The following is a 25,900-nucleotide window of genomic DNA, read 5'->3' as shown; positions in this document are numbered from 1 at the left end:
TTGCTGCCGCTACGTTAACACTACGCTTTCGCACAGAAAACATCCGCTTCGCTGCAGGGTCTCGGGCCAACAGATGTCTTTTGCGCGAAAGCGTGAGTGCAACGTAGCGACAGCAGCACGATGTTGGTCACGAAGGCGTTATCACAGGATATGATGCTTTTAGCCTTCGTTCCTCTATTGCTAATCCCCAAGGAGTCGCCCAGTCGAAACGAAGGTCAACTATTTACATAGTAGACGTTTTAACAAATTCATCCACAACTTTTGTTGATAAACCAAAAATATAATATCTTTTGGATATTTTTGTCTTTTCTATGACCATTAATTTTCTCGCAACTGCCCATTATCGCTATATTTAGAGGGTATTTCACATACTAGTTTTTTTACAATAAATAGACAAATTAACTTTCTTCATAAAGCATTTTACTAGCCGATGTGAAAATTATAGTCATGTTTAAGAAAGGATGAAAAAGTATGTCTACTTCTGAACAAGCAAAACCAAAACGTAATTTGAAACCACTCTGGATTGGATTAGCCTTCGCTTCATTAATCATCATTACTTTTTTACCTAACAACGGCGATTTACCTGTAGCCGGACAACGCGCTTTGGCTATTTTAGCTTTTGCGGTTATCCTTTGGGTTACAGAAGCAGTATCCTATCCCGTTAGCTCTGCTATGATTATTGCTCTCGTTACAATCTTATTAGGGTTAGCTCCATCAATGGAAGATTCAACGAGAGAGCTAGGCACTTCGGATGCATTAAAATTAGCATTAAGTGGATTTAGTAATTCAGCAGTAGCACTAGTAGCCGCAGCACTTTTCCTAGCAGCAGCCATGCAAATTACCAATTTACATAAAAGACTTGCGCTTTGGATCCTTTCACTCGTAGGGACAAAAACGAAAGCCATTGTATTCGGTGCTATTTTAGTATCCATTGCACTCGCTTTCTTTGTCCCTTCTGCTACTGCACGTGCAGGCGCGGTTGTGCCAATACTACTTGGGATGGTAGCAGCATTTGGTTTACCACGTGATAGTAGACTTGCTGCTCTACTAGTCATTACCTCTGTGCAAGCTGTCTCTATTTGGAATATCGGTATAAAGACGGCAGCAGCTCAAAATATGGTCGCTTTAAACTTCATCAAAGAACAATTTGGTGTGGATATTTCTTGGGGTGCTTGGTTACTTTATGCAGCTCCCTTCTCAATCATCATGTCAGTCGCTCTATTTTTCATTATGATTACACTAATTAAGCCTGAAACAAGTAATATTGCAGGTGGTAGAGAAGTAATAAAAAAACAGCTTGCAGAACTTGGTCCACTAAAGGCTCCTGAAATTCGATTAATCATAACATCAGTAGTTTTACTATTTTTCTGGGCTGCTGAGGGCAAACTTCACCCATTCGATACGACAACTGTCACAATCGTTGCAATCGCCATTTTATTAATGCCAAAAATCGGAGTCTATTCATGGAAGCAAGTTGAACCACATATTCCTTGGGGGACAATTATCGTCTTCGCTGTAGGAATTATGCTAGGCACTGTCTTGCTTAATACAAAAGGTGCATCGTGGTTATCTGATAAAGTGTTCGGTTCACTCGGTTTAGATTCTATGCCAATTCTTGCAACAATCGCGCTTGTTACTTTATTTAATATTCTTATTCATTTAGGCTTTGCGAGTGCAACAAGCTTAGCATCTGCGCTTGTACCCGTATTTATCGTTTTAGCCTCAACATTAACGACTAATGTCGATCAGGTTGGTTTCGTTATCGTACAACAATTCGTCATTAGCTTCGGCTTCCTGTTACCTATTAGTGCACCGCAAAATATGCTTGCGTATGGGACAGGAGCCTTTACAACAAAAGATTTCTTAAAATCCGGTATTCCATTAACGATTATTGGATACATTCTAGTTCTTTTATTTTCTGCAACCTATTGGAAGTGGATTGGTTTACTGTAAGAAGCCAGGGTTTTTAACAACTGAAGGGATAACCTAATCACTTCTCGAGGATGCTTTTAGAATACATTTTTCACAAATTAAAAGCCTTGAAGGAACAAGTCAACTGTCCTTCAAGGCTTTTATTTACTTTATTATTTCGATAAAGCAGGATTCTTCATCGTACCATTTTTTGCGTAATTCACATGCCATGAGAGCGCTTTTTCTAGATTGTGTGGCGTATGGTGTCCGCCTGTTGCTTCATTGGCATCATTAAAATACTTCCATAATTGCTCACGATATTCCGGATGTGCACAGTGATCGATAATGAGGCCAACCCGTTCTTTCGGAGCAAGTCCACGTAGGTCTGCTACTCCCTGCTCTGTGACGATTACGTCTACATCATGCTCTGTATGGTCTACATGCGAGACCATTGGCACGATACTAGAAATATTTCCGCCTTTCGCGTATGATTTCGTGACGAAAATACCTAATCTCGCATTACGTGCAAAGTCCCCGGAGCCGCCAATTCCATTCATCATTTTCGTGCCAGAAACATGCGTAGAATTCACATTCCCATAAATATCTACTTCTAGCGCTGTATTAACAGAAATTAACCCGAGTCGGCGAATTATTTCTGGTTGGTTAGAAATTTCTTGCGGACGTAATACTAGTTTATCTGCATATTTTTCAAAATTACCATAAACTCGGTTTCCAACTTCCTCAGAAAGGGTAATAGAAGTAGCAGATGCAAAGTTTACCTTCCCTGCATCAATTAATTCGAATACGGCATCTTGCAGTACTTCTGAATATACTTCTAAGTTCTCAAACTCAGAATCTTTAAAGCCTAATAAAACAGCATTAGCTACTGAGCCTACACCTGATTGAATGGGTCTTAAGCTTGTCGTTAAACGACCTATTTTAATTTCTTCACGTAGGAAGTTTAATAAATGATTGGCCATAATACCTGTTTCTTCATCTGCAGGAACAATCGTTGATGGTGCATCTAAAATATCTGAAATCACAATGCCTTTTACTTTATCTAAATCTAGTCGTATACCAATTGTGCCAAGCCGATCGGATACATGTTGTAACGGAATCGGATCACGTTTCCCCTGTGGTCCCGGTATAAAAATATCATGGACACCTTCTAATGCATCAAGCTGAGCTATGTTCAACTCAATAATGATTTGGTCTGCTTCTTGCACAAAAATAGGAGAATTGCCAACTGAAGTAGTAGGAATTAGCAAGCCGTCTTCTGTAATAGCAGCCGCTTCAATAATCGCAACATCAATAGGGCCAATAATCCCTTGGCGCACTAGCTCCGCATTATGTGATAAATGCGCATCAACAAATGTAATTTCGCCACTGTTAATTTTATTACGAATACCGGCATCTGCTTGGAAAGGTCCACGTTTACGAATAACGCCAGCTTCTGCTAAGTATTGGTCAACTTCCGGGCCAAGCGATGCACCTGTATATACATCTACCTTGAAGCTCTCTTTTTTCGCTTTCTCCACAAGTGCAAGGGGCACCACTTTAACATCACCAGCACGTGTAAACCCGCTCATCCCAAGTACCATACCATCCTTAATCCAAGATGCTGCTTCTTCTGCTGTTACAACCTTGCTCCGTAACTGTTCATTACGAAGCTTTTTCGCCAACTTTTCTGCCATCCCTCTTCCTCCATCCCGCTTTATTTTGTTTAACTAAATTACTCGGTTTAATCCTTATGGTATAGTCATCCAATTATTAGAAATCCACCCAAATAAACCGTCCGTATATAATTTTAAACTATTTAGAATTTTTAATCTATAACTAACGAAATATTTTATATTACGAGAAATTTTATGCATTCGCAAATTATTTAAAAATAATTTTCAACACCTTCTATTAATTTTGCCTTGGTGTAATTGTAGCTGTCGCTTTGCATTCACTACAAAAATATTTCCTGAAGGGAGATAAATTCGATTTTGAAGAAGAAGCGTGATATGCTCTTGATATATAAAGGGGAAAAGGAGATTTTATAAATGGTTAAAGAATTATTACGGAACCACTCCTCGGTTCGTATTTATGATGGAAATCCAATTTCAAAAGACATTATAGAAGAATTAATTTCTACTGCACAAATGGCTGCTACGTCCCATTTCGTACAAGCTTATAGTGTAATTTGGGTAACAGATGCAGAGAAAAAAGAAAAATTAGGGTTACTCTCTGGTAATCCTCGTCAATACGAAACTTCTGGCGGTGCCTTTGTCTTCTGTGTAGATTTCAAGCGTCTGCAAACAGCAGGTAAATTAGAAGGTGTCGACATTGTGGCTGATTCAGCAGAAAACGTACTTGTTGGAGTAGCTGATGTATCATTATTCGCTCAAAACTTTGTCGTTGCTGCGGAATCTATGGGATATGGGATTTGTTACATTGGAGGCGTACGTAATAAGCCTGAAGAAATAAGCGAATTATTCAATCTACCTGACTATGTTTTCCCACTTTTCGGCTTAACAATTGGGGTTCCTGCTCGTCGTAATGAAGTGAAACCTCGTTTACCGGTTGCAGCAGTATTACATGAAAATGAATACAATGCAGACAAATACGAGGAGCTTTTACCAGCTTACAACGACACAATGGAAACATACTATAATAATCGCTCATCTAATCGAAAAATTGATAACTGGACAAAGCAAATGGCTGATTTTTTAATTGAACAGCGCCGTCCTCACATTAATGAATTTTTAGCGAAAAAAGGGTTCAATTGGAAATAATTTCATCAACAAACTATGTGGAGTTACTATCAAATGATAGTAACTCCCCTTTTTTCATATTCTACATTGTCCGTCTATACCTAAACCCGTTAGCCGTTACCGCATGGATGCGATGTTTTTTAGGCTAACACCCTTTATTAACTCCTCCGATTTCCATGACACCCGCCAAAGGCTTTAACTTCTTTCAGCGGATTAATAAAACATCCGCTGAAAGAAGTTAAATTTAGGTATAAATTGAACAAAAAGACTCTTTCCTTTTCAAACAATTCCATTAATACTAATAGATGACCGCTATGTGAAAAGGAGTTATGTATAAATGTCCTATATCAATAAACACCTTGCTCGTACATTAGAACAACAACATAAGCGAAGTGTAAGAGGTCTATTTTTAAAAATTCAACACTTAAATAATGAATGTACTTTATTAAGAAAACGACTTGAACCACATATCGACTTAGTCGTTTATAAAGATGCTATTAATTATGTGAATCAATTCGTTTCCCACACTACTATCCTCAACTTAAAATTTATTACAAATACACAAAATCTAGAGGTCGTGGTGTTACATGCACTTTTATTAGCACATATATTAGAAAACGAAGATTCTCATCCTTTTGAATATGAACATCATTTACTGCAAGGGTACATACATGAAATATTTGCGTTAAACGATCATGCAAAAGCACTTTTTACTAACCACCAGGAAAAGATGCTTCACTATATGGAATCTCAGCCAACATAAAAAGAGACGATCTTCGTAGCATAGTACTACTAGATCGTCTTTTTTCCTTCATTCAAATTGACTTCTATTGTAATCCTTTAATAATCAGTGATCGAACTGGTAAGAACTGCTCTCCTGTATCTCCGTAAGTGAGAATGACATCATCACCTTCTTGCAAATAAATGGCAAGCGGTTCTGTTTCTGAGCTTACTAAATAGTTTTCACCGTTATTTAGTAAAAACGATACAACTGTATAGTCACCGAGACGTTCCTTGTAAACGCGAAGCACCTTTCCACTTACATTTTTCTTTTCCGCATGTGAACTTCCTTCGACTGTAGTTCCACCGCGACTTAAGGCTGTTTTATATAATTTTAATGCCTCTTTAGGAGTCGTTGCATATACGGAAATTTCAGGATTTGCCGCAGATACGATGAAATAATTTTGTAAGAAACCATTTGAATCAAGTACCGCTGTTAGCCAGCTTGCTTCACCGTAAAAGTTATACAACACCGGCATTTCTCCAGACCATTTTTTCTCTATAAATTTCTTCTCGATAATTTGCAAGTTACCTTGTGAATCCATATAAGAAGCGTCTTGATTTCCAGTATAATAGGTTGCTTGACCTGTTCTAGCATTTGTTAAGGAATAGCCAAGCATTGAATCGACACCCTCTTTAGGGCTCGTAAAGTCTGTGAAATAATACATTTCGCCCTTCTCGTTAAAAATTGGGCTAACGTTTTCCTCTGTTCCCTCATCAGAAGGCAGCTTTACATCTTTCTTACCAAACTTACTGTTCCAAAATCCATGTACATAATTACCGAAATAACTATTTTGTAAGCTTACCGTCTCTGGAGAAACCGCTCCATCAATAAATTCTGGGACATCCTCCAGCTTAATCACTTCTGATTTTCCTGTTAGTGCATCTACAAGTACAATCCCTTTTACATCGAAGCCATTACGCGCAGAAATAAATTCACCATATGAACGAATGTAGTATGGTTTACCATCATCATCAATTTCAAGTTGGACATCTCCGCAAAAAACAAGGAACGGATGCTGTAAACGTATATGACGTTCTAAATTTGAATTTAAATAAGCAGACGGAACATACTTCATTTCCTGCTTAACAAATTTAGGATTGTCCGCTGAATCCGTTGCACTCATCATAAAGTAACCAGGAGTCGAACCACCGTTCATCCATTTAAAGAAACCAGAAAACTCAACTGGGGCAATATAAACATACTCACCATTCACTTTTTGAATTTGTAAGCGTCCTAGCTCATAATAACTTGTATTCGGTACTTGTCCGAACGCTTTTTTCATCTTATTGCGTGCAAATTTAGGAGGAACACTAGCTGGTGTTTGTGTTTCATCGAATGGTTTTATTTCAACCTCTTCCTTCATTTCAGCTGATTTAAATTTTTCATTAGCATTCCATAAAGGAGCTGATAATACATACACTGCAACACCTAAACTAGCTAAAAATAAAACACCCTTTATTTTTCTTTCTATACCACCTGCAAGAAGCGCGCCGCCTAATGTTAATAAAATAATAACGGGCCAAAAAGCAAGCCAGTTTACATCCATTGTTGTTACATATACTGTTATACCAGTAGCTAAAAACCCTAGTACAAATACACTGATAAAGAAGTAACCAATGACCTTTTTAGATCCACCATCTTCTCGTTTTTTTGTTATAAGCGGTGTTAATAAAACACTCGCGATTAGCCCAATGACTGCCGAAGCTATTAATAGCTTAGTCATTTAGTTCACCCTCTCTAACCTTACTGTCCACTTATTTACGACTACATACCAAAAAAGTTTCATACATAAGATGAATGGGTACCCCCCTCGTACATTTCTTTCACAAAAGAATAAAGGAAATTGTTACATAGATAAAGAATTTCAAAGAAAAGGAGATGAGAAATTTGTCTAAAAAATTTTTAATAGCATTTATTATTTTGTTCGGTCTTTATTATGTTTTTTTCCTGTCCCATATTGCAGAAAGCTTAATACTTATCTTTAAAGTTATTCCAATGCTGTTAATCATTATCTTAGCCGCTACATCAAAAAATTTAGGCATTAAAAAGTATCAACTACTGATTGTCATCGGACTTGTGTTTTGTATGGTCGGTGATTATACCCTACAATGGTTTCTAATTGGTCTAACAAGCTTCTTAATCGGGCATATTTTTTATATCCTAGCCTTTTTTTCTACGAATGAACGACAAGTACCGGCTTGGGCGAAGATTGTCTTACTCGTTTACGGAGCAAGTATGGCTGTGTGGATTGCAGGTACTGTATTTTCATCAGGAGAAGTCGTGCTTGGTATCGCTGTAATTGCCTATATTTCCGTCATATTAACGATGGGTTGGACTGCCATTCGAACAGGCTCTACATTTGCAACGATTGGCGCTCTGCTCTTTATTTCATCAGATTCCTATTTAGCTATTAATAAATTTGTTATGCCTTTACCATGTTCACATGAGATTATTATGCTGACATATTACAGTGCCCAAATACTAATTGCCTTAAGCATTTCTCAATATTCCGAAATCCGAAGTAAAGTGTTACAATAATAACAATTATGACTTGGATAATTATGTCCGGAGGCTTTAGGCCAACACGATGTTGGTCACTCAGTTGTGTGTTGTTGGTGTTGTAGTTGCTTTGCTTTCGCACAGATAATTGCCACAGGACGTGGCGGTCTTAGACTGAGTTCCTCTATTTCAGTGGATGTTTGCGCGCCCGCTGAAAGAAGTTAAACATACACATTAGGAGGCCATACTTATGAAAGAACAAGTAATCGAGCGTTTAATTCGTTATGCAAAAATTGATACACAATCTGATTTCACAAGCGAAACAACTCCTTCAACACAAAAACAATTTGACTTATTGCATGTACTAAAAGATGAACTTGCTGCAATAGGCTTAACTGACATTACATTAGATGAAAATGGTTATTTATTTGCAACACTCGAAGCAAATACAGATAAAACAGTACCTACTATTGGCTTTTTAGCACATGTGGACACTACAACAGATTTTACTGGCACAAACGTTAAACCACAGCGCATTGACAACTATGACGGTGGAACGATCCAGCTCAATGAAAATCTAGTGATGTCGCCAACAGATTTCCCTGAGCTTAAAAATTATGTAGGTCAAACGTTAATTACAACGGATGGTACTACATTATTAGGTGCTGACGATAAAGCTGGTATCGCAGAAATTATGACGGCTATGGAATACCTAATAAATAATCCTTCCATTAAACATGGTAAATTGCGTGTAGCGTTTACACCTGACGAAGAAATTGGCCGTGGTCCTCATAAATTCGATGTGGCTGCATTTGGAGCCGACTATGCTTATACAATGGATGGCGGACCACTTGGCGAGCTACAATACGAAAGCTTTAATGCTGCAGGCGTAAAGGTTGTGACAAAAGGTACGAGTGTACACCCTGGGTCTGCGAAAAATAAAATGGTCAATGCCATCACCATGGCGATCGCTTTCCAAAATGAAATGCCTACTGATGAAGTACCGGAAAAAACGGATGGTTATGAAGGCTTTATTCACTTAATGGGCTTTAACGGTGCGATCGAGCATACTGAGCTCTCATATATCGTCCGTGACCATGACCGTCAAAAGTTTGAAGCGAAAAAACAATTAATGCTTGATGCGGCGGCAAAAATTAAAGCCCAATATGGCGAGGATGCTTTAAGCATTACAATGGAAGATCAATACTATAATATGGGCGAAAAAATTGAGCCTGTAAAAGAAATCGTTGACATTGCACGCGCAGCGATGGAAAAGTTAGATATTACGCCAATTACATTACCAATCCGTGGCGGTACTGATGGTTCACAGCTTTCTTACATGGGCTTACCAACACCAAACATTTTTGCGGGTGGCGAAAATATGCACGGTAAATTCGAATATGTATCTGGTGAAACGATGGAGAAAGCTACACAAGTGATTATTGAAATCGTACAGCTCTTTGAACAACAAGGAAAATAATTATGAAGAAGGGTCTACCCCTTCTTCATAATTTTTTAAAAATCAATAACTGAATTTTCAAATTACATAAAGGGCTTTGAGGTGATTTTAATGAAAGAAATTGCATTAGGCATTTTAGCCTCACTTTTTTTTGCTGTTACATTTATATTAAATCATGCAATGGAAATGCAAGGTGGTAGCTGGCTTTGGAGTGCATCTTTGCGGTATTTCTTCATGCTTCCGTTTTTACTTGTGATCGTCTTCTATCGAAAAGGTTTTTCCAAACTATCAGGTGAAATGAAGGCACAGCCTGTCGCTTGGCTACTTTGGAGCTTTATTGGATTCGTCTTATTCTATGCACCACTGACATTTGCAGCAGCGTTCGGTCCAGGTTGGCTCGTTTCTGGAACATGGCAATTGACAATTGTCGCTGGCGTATTACTAGCTCCCCTATTTGTTTCAATAGTAGCTGAGAAAACAGTACGTCAAAAAATACCGCTTATTTCATTACTAATTTCATGTGTCATTTTAGTTGGCATTTTACTTATCCAACTACCACAAGCACAATCTGTTCCGTTTAAAAGTTTAATGCTTGGTATTTTACCTGTTGTCATCGCTGCATTTGCCTACCCTCTTGGTAATCGCAAAATGATGGAAATCTGTGGCGGACGCATCGATACATATCAACGAGTTCTCGGCATGACCATCGCCTCGATGCCTGCATGGATTATGCTAGCTATCTATGCATTAGCAACGGTTGGGCTACCTTCCATCAACCAAGTGATGCAATCGTTGCTTGTTGGTATAAGCTCTGGTGTCATCGCCACAACATTATTTTTCATTGCAACGGACCGTGTTCGCGATCACCAAGGAAAGCTTGCAGCAGTCGAAGCAACACAATCCACAGAAATACTCTTTGTCATTATTGGTGAAGTATTATTGCTCGACATTGCATTCCCAAATCCAATTGCACTCGCAGGCTTAGGTGTCATCATTGTTGGCATGCTGCTACATAGCTACTATACGATGATACTAGGGAAAAAAAGCGCTGTTCATAGCAGCAGCCCTACTCAGTAATATGAAAAATGTACATTACTTAATTTACTTTTAGTATTGTACATTTTTTATTCTAGAAAGCACTATAATTTGTAAATCATTGTTTTAGATGTCCCTACTACTTCATAATCTTTAAAACCTAGTTTTTGATACATATTAATGGCCGTGTCATTTTCGAGGTCTACACTAAGTGAAATGGTATTGTATCCTGCATCCTTTGCTTGTTGAATTATTTTATGCATTAGTAAATGTCAAAGGCAATCAACACTTTATCTCCCTTTCTCCCCCAACCTTCATGATATGTTCTTATGCCAGGCGAGTTTAGTAAAACTTCTTTTGATGGTTTATTCTCAGGAATATGAATAGATTCATATAACATATCTAGAAAGAACTCAAACTCTTTTTCATTACCTTCGAAGTTTCTAATAGAAAACATAAAATAAACACCCCTTCTCGTTAAGGTATATTATATATTAAATTGTAATTTTTGGTATAATCATTTTGTAGGATCAGCGTCACAGATGAGACCTTGGAGCGAGCAATACGAGTGAAGCGGCGCCTAGCCGGAACAGAAATCAACCACACGTTATGATAAGGATTTCATTTTTATCGGAACGCTTTGAAGATTTATCGGAACATATTATCATTTTATCGGAATATTATGCCGTTTTATCGGAACAATTGCCGTTTCAATCAAAAAAAAGACGACTCAATCACAATGGAGTGAGTCGTCTAGAGATTTTACGTTCCCAAAAAATGAGGGGGGTTTTAGGAGCGTTATCATGAACTAGCAAACTTCTGGAGAAAAGTAGCTAAAGTTCATCCTCTCTACACTGTATTGTAGAGGAGGAATAATCTTTATACGATAATGATAATCATTATCAATTACAAAGTCAACATTAATCTAAAAAATTTTTTAAGTTTTTTTATACCTTCTTCAGCGAGCGACGATATTGCCATTGCTTTAGCTGAAAATGAAAGAAACAACCTATACAAAAGCCTGCAATTGCTAGCGATGAAGCTATAGCGACCATTCCCGTAAAGAGATAGCCAACCACCTGCCATTTAAGCAAGTAACCTAAAATCCCTCCTGCTAAACAAAAGCTAGCAATACTAGAATTAAATTTTTGCTGTTGCGCATCCTCTGGTATATATGTAGATAGCGCATTTTTTAGAAACAGCTTCCCTACCCGAATAATAGGATTGTAATTGCATAAAACACCAAGTAAATTTGCTACTAACGGAATTGCTAAAATCCAAACGACCCCCGTGCCCCACGTTAGAATGACACTTAATAAAATCGTCCATTGATTGAGTCGAACGAGGGGCATTGGAATTGCATGGGGTTGTGACATTTCAAAACCAACCTTCCAGATATGTTTAATGCATTTTACTATATTGCATACCATTTGTGAAGCAAAAATGATTAATTTATAATTGAAGTAGCAGAAGATTGAAAGAAAAGGTGATGACAATGCCAGCATTAACGATGGATCAAGTTCGACAATTGAATTCCTATAGCATTTATACAACAGAACCAAAGCGGACATTATTTACATTAGCTGATATACATAAGGACTTTTACCATCCTGACTTTTTAAACCTTATGATGGGCATAACGGAGGCAGCAACAGAAACAGCCGCTATTTCGCACTTTGCACGCCGCTACGGTATGTTTTTCGCTATGCAACTTTACATGCTTGCTGCCTATGACGAGGTATGGAATGGAAAACCTATCGAGCTTCGCTTTGATGCAGCAAAAGAATTCGACAGTTTTACAGTCGCAATGTTTGTTAACCCTAACGATTGGCGCTATGTCGAGGAGGAAGAACGTCAAACTGTTATTGAGAACATTCTATATGATGGGCATGTTATCGTTCAACAGCTCCGTAAAGTAACATCTATTTCCCCTCTTACTATTTGGGAGAATTTCTTTGGATATCTACTTTGGCACTATCATGTATTGCTTTCTAATCCTGGTCTAGCTGATCAAGCGATGGAGGATATTGAAGCTTTAGAGGACCCTAAAACATGGGCTCGCTTCTCCAACAAATCTTGGTGGGCACAATATACAGGAGGTCAAAGCCCCACTAATTTAGTGAACGTTCCCGTACGAAAATCATGCTGTTTTTCTAAAGACATACCTGGTTTAATGGCTTGTGGCTTTTGCCCGATGAAATAAAAATCTCCTAAACAAAAAGCCTTACCTCTTACAATAAGTATAAGGTAAGGCTTTTTGTTGGAATTTATTTTTCATAAACGACAAACCAATCATTTTGTTCCTCATACATAGAAGTACCTATATACCCCTGCTTCAAAAGCTGTTGCTGACTAACTGTATCTCCCATCGATATCGACTTCTTTTCTGTAAAAGTCGGTAGCTCTTGACGCAAATCTTTATAAAAAATATAGCGTAGCTTATCTACATACTTAATCTTTAATCCCTTTACGACTAATCCTTGAGAAAATTTATCTTTCAAGCTAGGGATATTATATGGCTTTACTGTTGAGCATACATAATCATATTTTTCTAAATCGATATGTCCCATAACAATTTGGGCTAATGTTTTTTGTAATCCATAGCCACGATATGTTGGTGAGACATTCGATATTTCTTGATATAAAACTTTATGAAATTCATCCTCGGCAATTCCACAATCATAGCCAAGATGTTCGGCATCAACAGGTGGATTCAATAATGCACGAAAGGCAATTAACTCATCTCCTACGTAAGCACCTATCATCATGCCATTGCCGCTTAAAATATAGTCAAATTCCTCAGTGCTCAGTGGTTGTAAAACACTTTGGTCCGCTAATGATTGATAAACTACAAGCTGTAAGTTTTCAATCTCTTGCAAATGCTGAAGATTTAATGTTGTCACAAAAAACGGCGTTTCTCCAAGCATGCCTTCGTAAATTTTTTCCATTCCGCCGCCTCCTTAGGCTGTTACAATTGTTGAGAACTTACATAATTCTTGAAGGATTTCTTCATCTACGTCTACACTTAATCCTGGTTTTTCATTTAAACAAATAAATGGCACATCATAGTGTAAGTTTCCAACATCCTTAGAGAATTTTAATGGACCTGTTAATTCTACACTTGTCATTATTTTTTTAGAGAATGCTACATGGAAACCTGCTGCTGAACCAACCGATGATTCTACCATTGAACCGATTTGACATTCAATGCCTGCCATTTCAGCCATCACTGCTAGTTTCATCGCAGGATAAATTCCACCGCACTTCATTAATTTAATATTGACTTTATCTGCAGCACGCTTTGCAATAATTTCACGCATTTCACGTACACCGCGAAGCCCTTCATCAATCATTAATGGTACATCTGTTTTCGACTTCACTTCTACCATACCATCAATATCTTCACTATCTACTGGCTGCTCTAGCCAATCGATATTTAGATCCTTTAATGCACGTAAACCTTGTAAAGTAGTTGACGCATTGCCCCATCCTTGGTTTACATCTACTCGAATGGCGATATCTTCACCAATACGTTCACGCACCGCTTTAATTCGAGCAACATCACGGCCTACCTCTGTTCCTACCTTCATTTTAAAAGATCGATAGCCCATCTCTACACGATTAACCGCCTCTTCTGCCATCGCTTCAGGTGTTCCAATGCTCAGTACATGTGTAATCGGGAATTTCTCATGATAACGCCCACCTAGTAGTTGATACACTGGGACTTGTAACGCTTTCCCTGCAATATCGAAACAAGCAATGTCAATTGCTGCCTTCGCTGCTGGTACATCCTTCACGACTTTATTCAATTTATCGTGAAGTTTTTCAAAGGCCATTGGGTCTTCTCCGATGATTGCAGGGGCAAGCTGGTTCTTTAATACAGCATATGTGCTCTCCCACGTCTCCCCTGTTACGTGCTCATCTGGTACTGCTTCACCGTAGCCCACAATTCCTGTGTCTGTCGTCACCTTCAAAATAATAGAAGGCATTGTATCATATGTAGCATAGCTGATAATAAATGGATCAATAAGTGGTAAATGAATTGCAAAAATTTCTACTTGTTGGATTTTCATTTTGATCAATCTCCTATATAATTTAGTTGTCGCTAATACGTCGCTAATTGTTGAAAAAATATAGAATAGAAAAGGAACGTTGCCTATGTCTACTAAAATAGCGGTTATCTGCTCTAAAGCATTTATGAAGCGTATAAACAGTATCGCACAAAACATAGAGAATATTCAAATAGATTTTTACCTTTACAAGCAACCTACAGAAGCACCCGTTTTGTTAAAGGAAATGAAGCCATGTGATGCCCTTTTATTCGGGGGAACACTCCCCTATTTACATGCCCGACCTGCACTGTCAGAACTGCCAATACCTTGGAATTATATTAAACAAGATGAGACGGCAATTTCTACTACTTTATTATCGCTAATAGCCAATCATGCAGTACCTTTAAATAGAATTTCCATTGATGTTATGAATCCCGCTATTGTAGAAAATGTTCTAACAGAAATAGAGTATCGTGGTTCAAAACCATATATCCAACCTATTTCTATCACGAAACCCACCCACTCTATATTGCAGCATCATATAGCTTTATGGGAGGCTAACAGCATTGATTTTGTCATAACAAGTATCCATAATGTGTTCGATGAATTACAAGCTCTTCAAATACCTGCAATGCGCATGTTAGATGCAACTAATTCCATTGTACAATGCTTAGAGGAAACGAAATCCCAATCACTTCTTCTAAAATCCGAATCTGTCAAAGCTGTAGTTGGACTTTTAGAAGCTCTTGAAAATAAACCTATAGAACATGATATGTTAACGCACATCGCCGCTACTACACATGCAACTTATAAAGAAATTTCACCTTACTCTTTTGAGCTATATACGACAGCTGGGCATTTGCAAAAGGCACTCGAAAAAGAGACCTTACAAAACTTGTACCATCAAACCGATCAGCCATTTAAACTAGCTTTTGGGTATGGTCATTCAATAGTTGAAGCTAACCAAAATGCTAAAAATGCTTTAACATTTGCTAAACCTTGTGAAATTTATATACTAGATGAACATAAAAATTTGCTAGGTCCATTTCCAAAATCGGAAGTAAAACTAGCTTTAAAAACAGATGATCCTTACATTTTACAAATGGCAAAGCAAACAAGCTTAAGTCCGTTAAATATATCCAAGATCATTCACTTTAGCCGAGAGCGACAATCAGCGCAATTTACATCCCATAATCTTTCTGAATACTTACAGGTTACTCGTCGCACAACAGAGCGCATAATTAAAAAATTAGTGGATAACGGTTATGCAAAAGTTGTTGGTGAAGAAATGACACATCAACAAGGTCGCCCTCGCACTATATATGAATTGAATTTTGCAACCTATTAAGAGCAATGATGCCGAGGCATATTGCTTCCCGCTGAAAAGGAATTTAACTGAAAAGCTCTCGCAGATGCCTTTGCATCCGCGAGACTTTCATTCCTATCCGAAGAGATTTAGTCAGCCATGACCATATCAGTATTATTTAGTTCTTCCTCTTTTTTGCGCTTCTCTGCTGCTTCCATTTCTTCCGGTGTCAGCTTAACAATTGCAAATCCGATATAGGCATAAAAAATAGAAATAATAGGTACGAGGAAATTAATAATTGCATATGGTGCATATTCCATGGCGCCTACCCCTAACGTTGCTAAAATAAAGACTCCACAAGTATTCCATGGGAAAAATACAGAAGTTAGTGTGCCCCCATCTTCTAACGCACGAGATAAGTTTTTCGAATGCAAGCCACGCTCTCTATACACATTTGCAAACATACGTGACGGAACAACAATTGAAATATACTGCTCAGAACATGTAGCATTTGTTGTAATACATGCAGCAATCGTTGAAGCAACTAAGCTTCCTGTTGATTTAGCAAATTTCATAATGACATTCATAAGAGCTTTTAACATGCCGGAATATTCTAACACCCCACCGAATGTCATAGCCACAATTGTCATTGAAACCGTATTCATCATCGAATCTAAGCCACCACGGTTAAATAGATTGTCCACCATGTCATTGCCAGTTGAAATCACAAATCCTTCTTGTAAAGCATGTACAGCCATTGTAGGTGTGCCGCCTTGTACGAAGATTTGTAGTAAGAATCCTGAGATTATTCCGATAATTAAAGCTGGAATTGCAGGTACTTTTTTCGCTACCAATACAATTACACCAACTGGTACAAGCAATAACCAAGGAGAAATAACAAAGCTTTCCTCCATTACTTTTAATGTTGTTAAAATGCTTTCGGATTTCATTGAGATATCTGCGAAGCTTCTTCCCATGATACCAAATACAACAATGGCAATGACTAGAGCTGGAATTGTTGTATAAAGCATGTGCTTAATATGATCAAATAAGTCGGTACCTGTTAAACCTGCTGCGAGGTTAGTAGTATCCGACAACGGTGACATCTTATCACCAAAGTACGCGCCTGAAATAACAGCTCCAGCAATCATTGCTGCAGGGATTCCCATACTTAAACCGATACCCATACCAGCAACACCGATTGTCGCCATCGTCGACCATGAGCTACCAATCGCCAGTGAAACAATGGCACATAACAGCATGATTGTTACTAAAAACCAAGCTGGAGAAATTAATTTTAAACCAAAATAAATCATTGTTGCGACAACACCGCCGCCAATCCATGCGCCAATTGTCAAACCTACTAAAATAATAATAACAATGGCTGGTAAAGCTAGACGTATCCCCTTATACATCATTTCCTCAATTTCTATCCACTTAAATCCATGCAATATAGCGACAATGGCTGCTACAGTTGTTCCAATAATAAGTGGTACGTGAGGACTTTGCTTTAACACAACTACTGTAACTAGCATAGCTATAATCATTATTGCAAAAGTCAGAAGTGCCCAACCCGCATTAATCTCTTTTTTCATGAATCCATCCCCTTTTTTGCACTAATTGTTAATCTCGATTGTCAAAGGCGCAAATAATTTTTACGCTTTTTTAGCGTAATATTCAAAAAATTAAAAGTCAACGCAAAAATTTTATGCTTCTCTAGCAATTTCGACTATTTTTGCGCATTAAAACGCTTTCAAATAGCCATTTGAGACAATACAAAATATTCATACATTTCTACAAAAAAAGAAAAGAAAAAGGAACTATATCAAAAGAATTTTGCACATTTGATATAGCTCCCTCTCGCTATCGTTATTCATATTCAGGTTTTTTTTCTAGCACACAAGCAAGTACCTTTGCAGCATCAATTAGTGCATTGCGTTCAAAAGTCATTTTTGGATGATGTAAACCTGGAGTTAGGTCGGCACCAATCCCAATCATTGTTGCTTTTAATACAGGTTTTTTAACTGTATAAAAATGGAAATCGTCACTTCCAGGTGTTGTTATTTCCCCAGCTAGATGCGTTTCTCCAAGCGTTTCAATAATCGCGTCTTTAGCCATACGTGCAGCAACTGAAGAAACCTCTGCGCCAGGTGTGAAATCTAACCATTCCCACTCCATATCAATCTCAAACTGCTGCTTGATTGATGTTAAGCCAAACTCAATACGACTACGAAGCAATTCTAGTTGGTTATTACGTTGCGCGCGAATATCCATAGAGAAGCTAGCAGTACCTGGAATAATATTCGTACTACCACCATCTGCAACAATTTTCGTTAACTTTGCCGAATGTGGCTCGAAAGGTGATAAATGTATGCTATTGAGCATTTGTTGTACGGCCATAATAACATCGATTGCATTTTTACCTTGATGAGGTCTAGCACCATGAGCATCAGTACCTCGTATTGTTCCTTCTAAAAAATATGCCGCACCATGATGGATAGCGGGTGACACCTTGCCAAGTGGTAGCTCTTCAATGGGTCTTAAATGAACACCAAATAAATGCGATACGTCCTCAACAGCTCCGCGTTCAAAGGCTGCACAAGCTCCATTCCCAAGTTCTTCAGCAGGCTGGAAAATAAAACGAACGCGATGTTGCAATGATCGATCTTTTAACAGTAATAAAGCACCAAGTACCATCGTGATATTTGCATCATGCCCACACGAATGGTTCGCTCGCCATTTCCCATCCACTTCTTGCCACAAAGCATCTATATCTGCACGTACAGCAACAATTTCATCACCTGTACCAATTTCTGCAATAAGTCCTGGAACATCCCCTAACAACCGATAGGATACGTTTAACTCATCTAAAATCGACGCTATTTTTTTAGTAGTTTCAAATTCCTTCCAACTCACTTCAGGGTATTTATGAAAATGATCAAACCATTGATAAATTTTCTCTTCTAACATTACAGCATTTGACATAACTACACCTCTATACGCATTTTTGTTTCCCATTATACAGGAAACTATTTCGTAAAAAAAAGAGGACACTGACCATAACATGTAGGTTAATCTCCGTTCCGACTGGGTGCTTCGCTGCACGTCTTGGGCAAACACGATGTTGGCCAAGGCTATCACAGGACGGGATGGTTTTAGCCTTCGCTCCGCTATTGCTGATCTCCAAGGGGTCGCTTCAATTTTTCTGAAAAAAGCGAAGGACCGTGTTAAAAGTATTTCTACCTTTAGCACAGTCCTACAAATATTTATTATAAACTTGTAAAAAAGCCTTCTGGATATTCATCATAATGCACTATCGATAGTTGCTCCTCATTTTTTTCCTCTTCCATATTAAGCTCCAATTCCTGATCCATTAAATATGTTTCAAATTTTGAGTTAAACAAATTTTTCATTTAATCATCTCTCCTTTTTATTTAATTGAATTTTCTGATAAAAGAATTATACAATGACCTTTGTAAAAAAACAATAAACGATGCTCCTTATGCATAAAAAGTATAAAAACCATCTACTTTTTAGATTAAAATTCGGCGTTAATGAGAAAAAGAGATGTATCATTACGATACATCTCCCTTCATGGTAAAACTTATAAAACAAGTGTTCTATATACTTCGCACGCTTCCATTACCCCGTAAACATGCAAAGCATTTACTAACCTAGAAAATGAGTAAGCCCTTTTTACCTATTCCTTAAGCTATAGCGCTCGTTTTACTTTTTTGATCGCCATCACCGTTATCTTTTTGTTGCGTTACATATTGAATAACAAACATAACAATAAAGATTGCCAAACCAGCCCAATCCGAGAACTTTTCTGGATAGATCAGTAATAAACCAGCTGCAATGGCAATAATGCGTTCAAACCAATGCAATTTGCGATACCAGAAACCGATTACTCCCGCACCTATCGCTACCATTCCTGTAATGGCCGTGATTACTACCCATATAATTTCAGGTATAGTTGTATCAATCATTAGTAATGCCGGTGAAAATACAATCATATACGGAATAATAAATGCTGCAATCGCAAGCTTCGCTGAGTTTACACCTGTTTTAATCGGATCTCCACCAGAGATTCCCGAAGCCGCAAATGCTGCAAGTGCAACAGGCGGGGTTATATCAGCAATAATACCAAAGTAAAATACAAAGAAGTGTGCCGATAATAACACAACTACTGGTACTAATTCCTGTGGTGTATTCGGTGATAATAATGCTACGATCGCAGGAGCAGCAATTGTTGATGTGATTACATAGTTCGCTGTTGTCGGAGCTCCCATCCCAAGAATTAAGGAAGCAATCATCACAAAAATTAGCGTTAAAATAATACTACCACCAGCTAATTCTACTAAACTATTAGCTAAACTTAAGCCTAGACCTGTTTTCACAACAACACCTACGATAATACCCGCACAAGCTGTTGCCGCTACAACACCAAGTGCTGTACGAGCCCCTTCAACTAATGCATCAATAATATCCATTGGTTTTAAACGTGTTTCCTTATTAAACATAGCAACGCCAATAGAAATAAGAATACCATAAAGCGCTGCATGCATGACTGGTGTACCTGTTAACATTAAAACAATGATAGAGATTATCGGTAATAGAAGGTAAATTTTTTTAAATACCTCTCGACGATTTGGCATTTGATCATCACGTAAACCTTTTAAACCTACACGTTTCGCTTCGAAGTGAGTCATAATCCAAATGCCTGTAAAATAAAGCAATGCAGGTATCGCCGCAGCCTTTGCAATATCCCAATACGTTATTCCACGACCGATAAATTCAACCATTAAAAACGCTGCCGCACCCATAATTGGAGGCATTAACTGCCCACCCGTAGATGCCGCTGCCTCAACCGCACCTGCGAACTCCTTACGGTACCCAAGCTTTTTCATCATTGGAATCGTATATGATCCAGATGTTACAACATTCGCTACAGAGCTTCCTGAAATCGTACCTTGAAGTGCACTAGAAAAAACCGCCACTTTTGCAGGACCACCAATTAATTTACCTGCAAGAGATACCGCTAAATCATTAAAGTATTGGCCAACACCTGTTTTGACAAGGAATGCCCCAAAAAGCAAAAACACAAAAATAAATGTGGCTGAAACACTAATTGGTGTTCCAAATATCCCATCTGTCGTAAAATACATGAGATTAACAATACTCTCAATATCTTGACCTCTATGTGCCATAAAATCTGGGAAATACGGTCCGAAATAGGCATATATTAAGAAACATATAGCAATGATAGTAATCGGTATACCTACTGCACGACGGGCTGCTTCAAGCACCAACACAACAGCTATAAGACCTACAATAAAATCTGTTTGCGAAATAGTACCGTTACTATTAACAAGCTCTGTATAATTCATTGTCCAATATGAACCTACAACAATGGATAATACCGCTAAAATATAATCGAACCACGCTATTTTATTCTTTGCTGCTTTTTTTCGAGCAGGGAATAGCAAGAAAATTAAGGTCAAACCAAAACCTAAATGTATCGTACGCTGAATTTGCGCTGGAAATTGGCCTTTAATTGCCGTGTAAAGCTGGAACAATGAAAACGCTAGTAATCCAAAGAAAATGACATGCTTCATAATGCCCGATATCGTTCGGACATTGGATTCAATATCATATTTCTCAAGTATCGCTTGTTGCTCTTCAGCTGATATTTGTTCGAATTCTTCTTTTTTTACTTCGTCGTTTGATGTATGCTGTGTCGTCATTTCATCCCTACTCCCTTCCATTGTTCATAAAGCGATAATCGCTTCACCTCAAATAAATAGGATTTTCCCCTTTGTAAGTCTTTTTTTAAATCGTATTCATAATTCTCGTAATCTAATACAAGGTCTAAATCCAAATCGGCAATATAAATCGTAAAATTTTCAATGACTTCATTGTCAAACTGCAAAAAATATTTACCATTGCGTTCTGTTAATGTTTGGTTTTTTTCTGCATAGCTTGGCATGCCGATTGCTAAACTTTCATACTCCATCCCTAACATTTGAATACGTGTTCCGTCTATGCATTTATAATGTTCGAGTACATCCGTTTTATGGATAGAGTGAGTATATCTAATTTCAAATGTATCCTCAGTTGTCAGTGGTATATAATGCATTATCGGATCATTTATACGTGTTTCCGTAAATGCGAATACCTTTTGAAGAGGCAGAAAAATGACTAGACTAAAGCAAATACATAAAAAAGCTAAAACAATTATGATTGTTCTCTTTCGCACTGCAACTGTTCCCCCACATCAATTATGCCCTGGCATAATTCAGTGATTGTCGCCGGAGGCTTTAGACCAACAAATGTTTTTTGCGCGAAAGCGTAGTGCTAACGCAGCGTCAGCAGCATTTATGTTGGTCACTCAGTCATTGTTGCTGTCGCTTCGCTTTCGCACAGATAAATTGCCACAGAACGTGGCGTTCTTAGACTGAGTTCCTTTTATTTAGCGAATGTCTTTTGTACCGAAAGCGTAGCGACAGATACAGGTGTTTGAATTCGCTATTACTCACAGCTTATACTTAACGGAAGAAAAGAGACTCGAAGCTTTACGCAATCCGAGCCTCTTCGTATTAAGAAAATAACTTTTCACTTGCTTTAAGCTAGAGTTTGATAAAATTCAAACCCAAATGTTCTGTTATTTCCTTTCATCAAAGTATTTTCGAGCACCTGGATGAACATCAATACTAATACCATCTAAACCTGTCTTCGCTTTAATAAACTCCCCTTTAGCATGGGAAATCTTACCTGAATTATCATAAATAGCTTTCGTCATCGAATAAACAACATCTTCCGGAAGATCTTTTTTCACTGCTAGCATAGCAAGAACCGAAACTGTTTCTGTGTCATTTGCAATCCCATACGTACCAGCTTTTACTGTATCTTTTGCATAATAAGGGTATTTAGCAATTAACTCATCTGCTTTACCAGCATCCATACCGATAATATTCACTTTAGTTGTTGCATTTAATGCCTCTACAGCACCAGTTGGCGTACCTGCAGTAATAAACGCTGCATCAATTTGGCCTGATTGTAGACCGTCAGTAGACTCACCGAAATCAAGATTTTGCGCTTTGATATCATCCATTGTTAAACCATGAATTTCAAGTAATTGTTCAGCATTTGCGTAAGTACCAGAACCTGGCGCACCTACAGATACCTTTTTCCCTTTTAAATCAGCGTATGATTTAATGCCTGATGCTTCAGTCGTTACTAATTGTACTGTTTCTGGATAAAGTGCACCTAAAGCAGCAATTGAATCGATTTTTTTGCCTTCAAACATAAATTTTCCTTCAGTAGCGTAGTAAGCAATATCTGATTGTACAAAGGCAATCTCACCTTTACCATCTTGCAAAGCCGTCATGTTGGCAGCAGATGCTTGGGATACTTCAGCAGTTGTTTTAATGCCTGTTTCTTTAGAAATGAAATCAGCAAACGTTCCACCTAGTGCATAGTAAGTACCTTGTGTTCCACCTGTTAATAAGTTTAAAAATTTCGGCTTTTCAGATGATGCCGATTCGCCCTTATTCGAGTCCTTTGAACCTGTTCCGCTATCAGACCCACACGCAGCCAAAATCAAAAGCGCAAAGGCACTTAATAGCATTAATAGCCTAAATTGTTTTTTCTTCACTGTAACCTTCCCCCTTGGTTAAAAATAATAATCTACTTAAAATTATCAAACATAGTATAATAATGTCAATCTATTTATAGTAAATTCAGTCTTTTATAATTATACTGTTTTTCTTAAATACCTATTATTCACGGAGTTCATCAATAACTACCTCACACTATTTTTATCTACATTAAACTATTAAATTCTTTTTTCAAGAAAACTTTCCCGATTTCTCTATGTATAAAAAATGTATGTTTTTGATCAAAATGACTGTTTAATTCTTCTTTTATAAGAGGAATACTTATCATCATGTGGGATGATTTCCGTTCCGGCCTATATACTTAACATTCTTTTTTAATGAACCAAAATATTGTCGATTTTTATCCCCAAAACAAAAATACTGTATCTAAAGTGTTTTGCTTCAGATACAGTCGATTCATTTTCCTTATTGAATAATGCCACAAGCAATTCTAGCACCAGAATTACCGGAAGGATCTGTTTTATAATCATCCTCAGATTCATGAATGATTAATGTAGTACCTCCATCACGTAACAATGAGTTAGCCGCATTTTTTTCTAATGTTTGTCCTTCGGCTAAGAAGGTCATATCTACTTTACCATCTTCTCCAACTTCTAAATTCGGAAGATCCCCTAAATGGTATCCCTTAGGATTAAGCTTCCCATGCTCTTTATGCGTCGGATTAAAATGCGGACCTGCTGATTCAAATGTTGGCGGTTCACACTTCCCAACTGCATGGATATGAATACCGTGAGTTCCAGGTGGCAATCCTGATAGCGCGAGTGTCACCTTAACCCCATTATCCTCTTCCTCAAAATAGGCATTGCCATAGCTTTCATTATTTTTACCAATTACTTTCGCAGTTGCAGTTGGTCCTGAACTTGCGTTAACCGCCACTTTTTGCTCCTTCTTTTCAAAGAAGCTACAACCACCGACAAATACTAATAAAGAAATAATTATTAAGCTCATTTTTTTCATAAAAATACCTCCTCTATTTCAGATGGTTGCCAACATTCCTTCCACTTATGCAATTTCGCTGAGAATTTTGTGAATTGTTGGTTACAAAGTAAACTTTGTACACTTGGCTTTTAACCAATGTTGATTCTTAAAAACAATGCAAAATAAAAGGATATCTCCAATCTCAGAGATACCCTATAACTAACATTAATTTAAAATTTTTACAGTTACATGTTTGACGCCCCACTGACGAGCTTGTCCCTCGGTAGGAATAAATACATCAATTTTATTACCTTTTATCGCTCCGCCAGTATCTGCTGCGATTGCTTCTCCGTAACCTTCAACCCAAACTCTTGTACCAAGAGGAATTACACGCGGATCTACAGCAATTACCTTTAAGTTTGGATTCGCTCTGATATCTGTGCCATTCGCTGTCACCCCTGAACACCCTTCACAATACGCTGTATAGGCAGTTGCTCGCATTGTTAACGTTTTGCCCGTATTCGTTGGAGCACTCACTGTGTTTGTGCTTGATGTCGTTACTTTCTGTTTACTTGGTGTCGTTGCTACCTTTTTAGTTTTGTTTTCGGCAGTTTTAGGTTTTGCCGCGGATGCTTTAATAGCTAATGTTTCACCTACATAAATTAAATCAGATGAGAGATTATTCCATTCCTTTAATTCTTGCACTGACACTCCGTTTATACGAGCAATTGTAAATAATGTATCCCCGGCCTCAACGAAATGTTGATCTTTCAACGAATTATCAATTTTTGGCTCAACTACATTTAAATTTTGCTCTGGATAAAACCATGTCGAGCCTGTCTCATCCAGCGGCTCATAATCTCCTAAAGTTAAATTGTAAATTTTTGAGACTCCCCATAACATATCGAATGGCCTAAAAGAAATTGTGTCCTTAGCAAAGGATGGGCTGGCACATACACCTAATCCCAAGATGAATGTTACAGCTAAAGCTAAAGCTTGTTTTTTCATATTTAAAAACCTCCGTATTTTAATATGTTGCAATCTGCTGCTAGCACACTAGAGTTAGGCTCTTTTATGCAAACATGCTAGAGAATGCAATTAATAACTCAGGACTAATGAACCTGATATTACGAATTATTACTATAAAGGAGGAAAAATATACAATATTGAATATATTTTTGGTAAAACGAACAATTTTACGAAGAAAATCGCAACACTATTTGCAATTTTTACGTATTGGAAAATTAGTGTTTTTATCCGATAATATGGTAAAGGGGAATATTGGATGGAAGTTAATAAAATAAAAACTTTACAAATGAGTGTTATGCAATATGCACTCAATCTTAATACTGCAGCTGCTACCGAATTATTAAAAGATCAACCATAGCAGCAAGTAGCTATACATCCACATATAGGGTTAGTCATTGATATTTCAATTTAACCTACTTCACTACTTATCAATTATGCCTTGTCATAATTGTAGCTTTCGCTACAGAAA

23 protein-coding genes are annotated in these 25,900 nt (G+C 37.7%); 8 read left to right on the top strand and 15 right to left on the bottom strand.

The window, feature by feature from the left end; genetic code table 11:
* The first annotated feature begins 471 nt into the window (after nt 1-471).
* Nucleotides 472-1,953, top strand: a complete 1,482-nt coding sequence (locus tag PVA17_RS11620; RefSeq protein ID WP_132363680.1) for a DASS family sodium-coupled anion symporter — start codon at nt 472-474, stop codon at nt 1,951-1,953.
* A 131-nt stretch (nt 1,954-2,084) separates the two neighbouring features.
* Here the strand turns inward: PVA17_RS11620 and PVA17_RS11615 are convergent, their stop codons facing one another.
* Nucleotides 2,085-3,605, bottom strand: coding sequence for a succinyl-CoA:acetate CoA-transferase ScpC (locus PVA17_RS11615; RefSeq protein WP_274067770.1), 1,521 nt, complete (start codon nt 3,603-3,605; stop codon nt 2,085-2,087).
* Nucleotides 3,606-3,959: 354 nt separating this feature from the next.
* Between PVA17_RS11615 and chrR the strand changes: the two genes are divergently transcribed.
* Both chrR and PVA17_RS11605 read left to right on the top strand, forming a co-directional pair.
* Nucleotides 3,960-4,691: a class II chromate reductase ChrR gene (chrR, locus tag PVA17_RS11610; protein ID WP_274067769.1), complete on the top strand. Its 732-nt coding sequence runs from the start codon at nt 3,960-3,962 to the stop codon at nt 4,689-4,691.
* A gap of 316 nt (nt 4,692-5,007) precedes the next feature.
* On the top strand, nt 5,008-5,433 hold the full coding sequence (locus PVA17_RS11605; protein ID WP_274067768.1) for a hypothetical protein: 426 nt from the start codon (nt 5,008-5,010) through the stop codon (nt 5,431-5,433).
* A 64-nt stretch (nt 5,434-5,497) separates the two neighbouring features.
* Here the strand turns inward: PVA17_RS11605 and PVA17_RS11600 are convergent, their stop codons facing one another.
* A complete protein-coding gene (locus tag PVA17_RS11600) occupies nt 5,498-7,177 on the bottom strand; it encodes a hypothetical protein (RefSeq protein ID WP_274067767.1) in 1,680 nt (559 codons plus the stop codon).
* A 164-nt stretch (nt 7,178-7,341) separates the two neighbouring features.
* Between PVA17_RS11600 and PVA17_RS11595 the strand changes: the two genes are divergently transcribed.
* The 3 genes from PVA17_RS11595 to PVA17_RS11585 all read left to right on the top strand — a co-directional run bounded on the left by PVA17_RS11595 (nt 7,342) and on the right by PVA17_RS11585 (nt 10,489).
* Nucleotides 7,342-7,992, top strand: a complete 651-nt coding sequence (locus PVA17_RS11595) for a lysoplasmalogenase (RefSeq protein ID WP_274067766.1) — start codon at nt 7,342-7,344, stop codon at nt 7,990-7,992.
* Nucleotides 7,993-8,203: 211 nt separating this feature from the next.
* Nucleotides 8,204-9,433: a peptidase T gene (gene pepT, locus PVA17_RS11590; protein WP_132363692.1), complete on the top strand. Its 1,230-nt coding sequence runs from the start codon at nt 8,204-8,206 to the stop codon at nt 9,431-9,433.
* A gap of 90 nt (nt 9,434-9,523) precedes the next feature.
* Nucleotides 9,524-10,489 (top strand): DMT family transporter, encoded by a 966-nt coding sequence (locus tag PVA17_RS11585; protein WP_274067765.1) that lies wholly within the window; start codon nt 9,524-9,526, stop codon nt 10,487-10,489.
* A 62-nt stretch (nt 10,490-10,551) separates the two neighbouring features.
* Here PVA17_RS11585 and PVA17_RS11580 read toward each other — a convergent pair whose 3' ends face one another.
* The 3 genes from PVA17_RS11580 to PVA17_RS11570 all read right to left on the bottom strand — a co-directional run bounded on the left by PVA17_RS11580 (nt 10,552) and on the right by PVA17_RS11570 (nt 11,823).
* Nucleotides 10,552-10,710 carry a GNAT family N-acetyltransferase gene (locus PVA17_RS11580; protein ID WP_274067764.1) on the bottom strand — a complete coding sequence of 53 codons (159 nt, stop codon included), beginning with the start codon at nt 10,708-10,710 and terminating at the stop codon, nt 10,552-10,554.
* On the bottom strand, nt 10,710-10,904 hold the full coding sequence (locus PVA17_RS11575; RefSeq protein WP_274067763.1) for a hypothetical protein: 195 nt from the start codon (nt 10,902-10,904) through the stop codon (nt 10,710-10,712). The genes PVA17_RS11580 and PVA17_RS11575 overlap by 1 nt, the downstream gene beginning before the upstream one ends.
* A gap of 490 nt (nt 10,905-11,394) precedes the next feature.
* Complete coding sequence (locus PVA17_RS11570; protein ID WP_274067762.1) at nt 11,395-11,823, bottom strand: DUF4395 domain-containing protein; 429 nt, start codon at nt 11,821-11,823, stop codon at nt 11,395-11,397.
* Between the two features lie 119 nt (nt 11,824-11,942).
* Between PVA17_RS11570 and PVA17_RS11565 the strand changes: the two genes are divergently transcribed.
* Complete coding sequence (locus tag PVA17_RS11565) at nt 11,943-12,650, top strand: Fe-S oxidoreductase (protein WP_132363822.1); 708 nt, start codon at nt 11,943-11,945, stop codon at nt 12,648-12,650.
* A 64-nt stretch (nt 12,651-12,714) separates the two neighbouring features.
* On the opposite strand, the gene PVA17_RS11560 is transcribed toward PVA17_RS11565, so the two are convergent.
* The gene (locus PVA17_RS11560) at nt 12,715-13,395 is read right to left on the bottom strand and encodes a GNAT family N-acetyltransferase (protein WP_132363700.1); all 681 of its coding nucleotides are present in this window, start codon (nt 13,393-13,395) and stop codon (nt 12,715-12,717) included.
* Nucleotides 13,396-13,407: 12 nt separating this feature from the next.
* Nucleotides 13,408-14,520 carry a mandelate racemase/muconate lactonizing enzyme family protein gene (locus PVA17_RS11555; RefSeq protein WP_274067761.1) on the bottom strand — a complete coding sequence of 371 codons (1,113 nt, stop codon included), beginning with the start codon at nt 14,518-14,520 and terminating at the stop codon, nt 13,408-13,410.
* A gap of 85 nt (nt 14,521-14,605) precedes the next feature.
* On the opposite strand from PVA17_RS11555, the gene PVA17_RS11550 reads away from it, so the two are divergent.
* Entirely contained in the window at nt 14,606-15,847 is a 1,242-nt protein-coding gene (locus PVA17_RS11550; protein ID WP_274067760.1) for a hypothetical protein, read from the top strand.
* A 107-nt stretch (nt 15,848-15,954) separates the two neighbouring features.
* Here PVA17_RS11550 and nhaC read toward each other — a convergent pair whose 3' ends face one another.
* The 8 genes from nhaC to PVA17_RS11510 all read right to left on the bottom strand — a co-directional run bounded on the left by nhaC (nt 15,955) and on the right by PVA17_RS11510 (nt 25,410).
* On the bottom strand, nt 15,955-17,400 hold the full coding sequence (gene nhaC / locus PVA17_RS11545; RefSeq protein ID WP_274067759.1) for a Na+/H+ antiporter NhaC: 1,446 nt from the start codon (nt 17,398-17,400) through the stop codon (nt 15,955-15,957).
* A 274-nt stretch (nt 17,401-17,674) separates the two neighbouring features.
* On the bottom strand, nt 17,675-18,790 hold the full coding sequence (locus PVA17_RS11540; protein ID WP_274067758.1) for an amidohydrolase: 1,116 nt from the start codon (nt 18,788-18,790) through the stop codon (nt 17,675-17,677).
* 284 nt (nt 18,791-19,074) lie between these two features.
* Nucleotides 19,075-19,218 carry a hypothetical protein gene (locus tag PVA17_RS11535; RefSeq protein ID WP_274067757.1) on the bottom strand — a complete coding sequence of 48 codons (144 nt, stop codon included), beginning with the start codon at nt 19,216-19,218 and terminating at the stop codon, nt 19,075-19,077.
* Between the two features lie 294 nt (nt 19,219-19,512).
* Nucleotides 19,513-21,552, bottom strand: a complete 2,040-nt coding sequence (locus PVA17_RS11530) for a TRAP transporter permease (protein ID WP_274067756.1) — start codon at nt 21,550-21,552, stop codon at nt 19,513-19,515.
* Entirely contained in the window at nt 21,549-22,064 is a 516-nt protein-coding gene (locus PVA17_RS11525) for a DUF1850 domain-containing protein (RefSeq protein WP_274067755.1), read from the bottom strand. Before PVA17_RS11525 ends, PVA17_RS11530 begins: the two co-directional genes overlap by 4 nt.
* 405 nt (nt 22,065-22,469) lie before the next feature.
* A complete protein-coding gene (locus PVA17_RS11520) occupies nt 22,470-23,462 on the bottom strand; it encodes a TAXI family TRAP transporter solute-binding subunit (protein WP_274067754.1) in 993 nt (330 codons plus the stop codon).
* Between the two features lie 427 nt (nt 23,463-23,889).
* Nucleotides 23,890-24,441 carry a superoxide dismutase family protein gene (locus PVA17_RS11515; protein WP_132363714.1) on the bottom strand — a complete coding sequence of 184 codons (552 nt, stop codon included), beginning with the start codon at nt 24,439-24,441 and terminating at the stop codon, nt 23,890-23,892.
* A gap of 186 nt (nt 24,442-24,627) precedes the next feature.
* On the bottom strand, nt 24,628-25,410 hold the full coding sequence (locus PVA17_RS11510) for a 3D domain-containing protein (RefSeq protein WP_274067753.1): 783 nt from the start codon (nt 25,408-25,410) through the stop codon (nt 24,628-24,630).
* Between the last annotated feature and the right edge of the window lie 490 nt (nt 25,411-25,900).

The organism is Lysinibacillus sp. CNPSo 3705, assembly GCF_028674935.1.
In the GTDB taxonomy this organism is placed as follows: Bacteria; Bacillota; Bacilli; order Bacillales_A; family Planococcaceae; genus Lysinibacillus.
The sequence above is the reverse complement of the archived record's forward strand: the minus strand, read 5'-3'. Positions and strand labels throughout refer to the sequence as shown.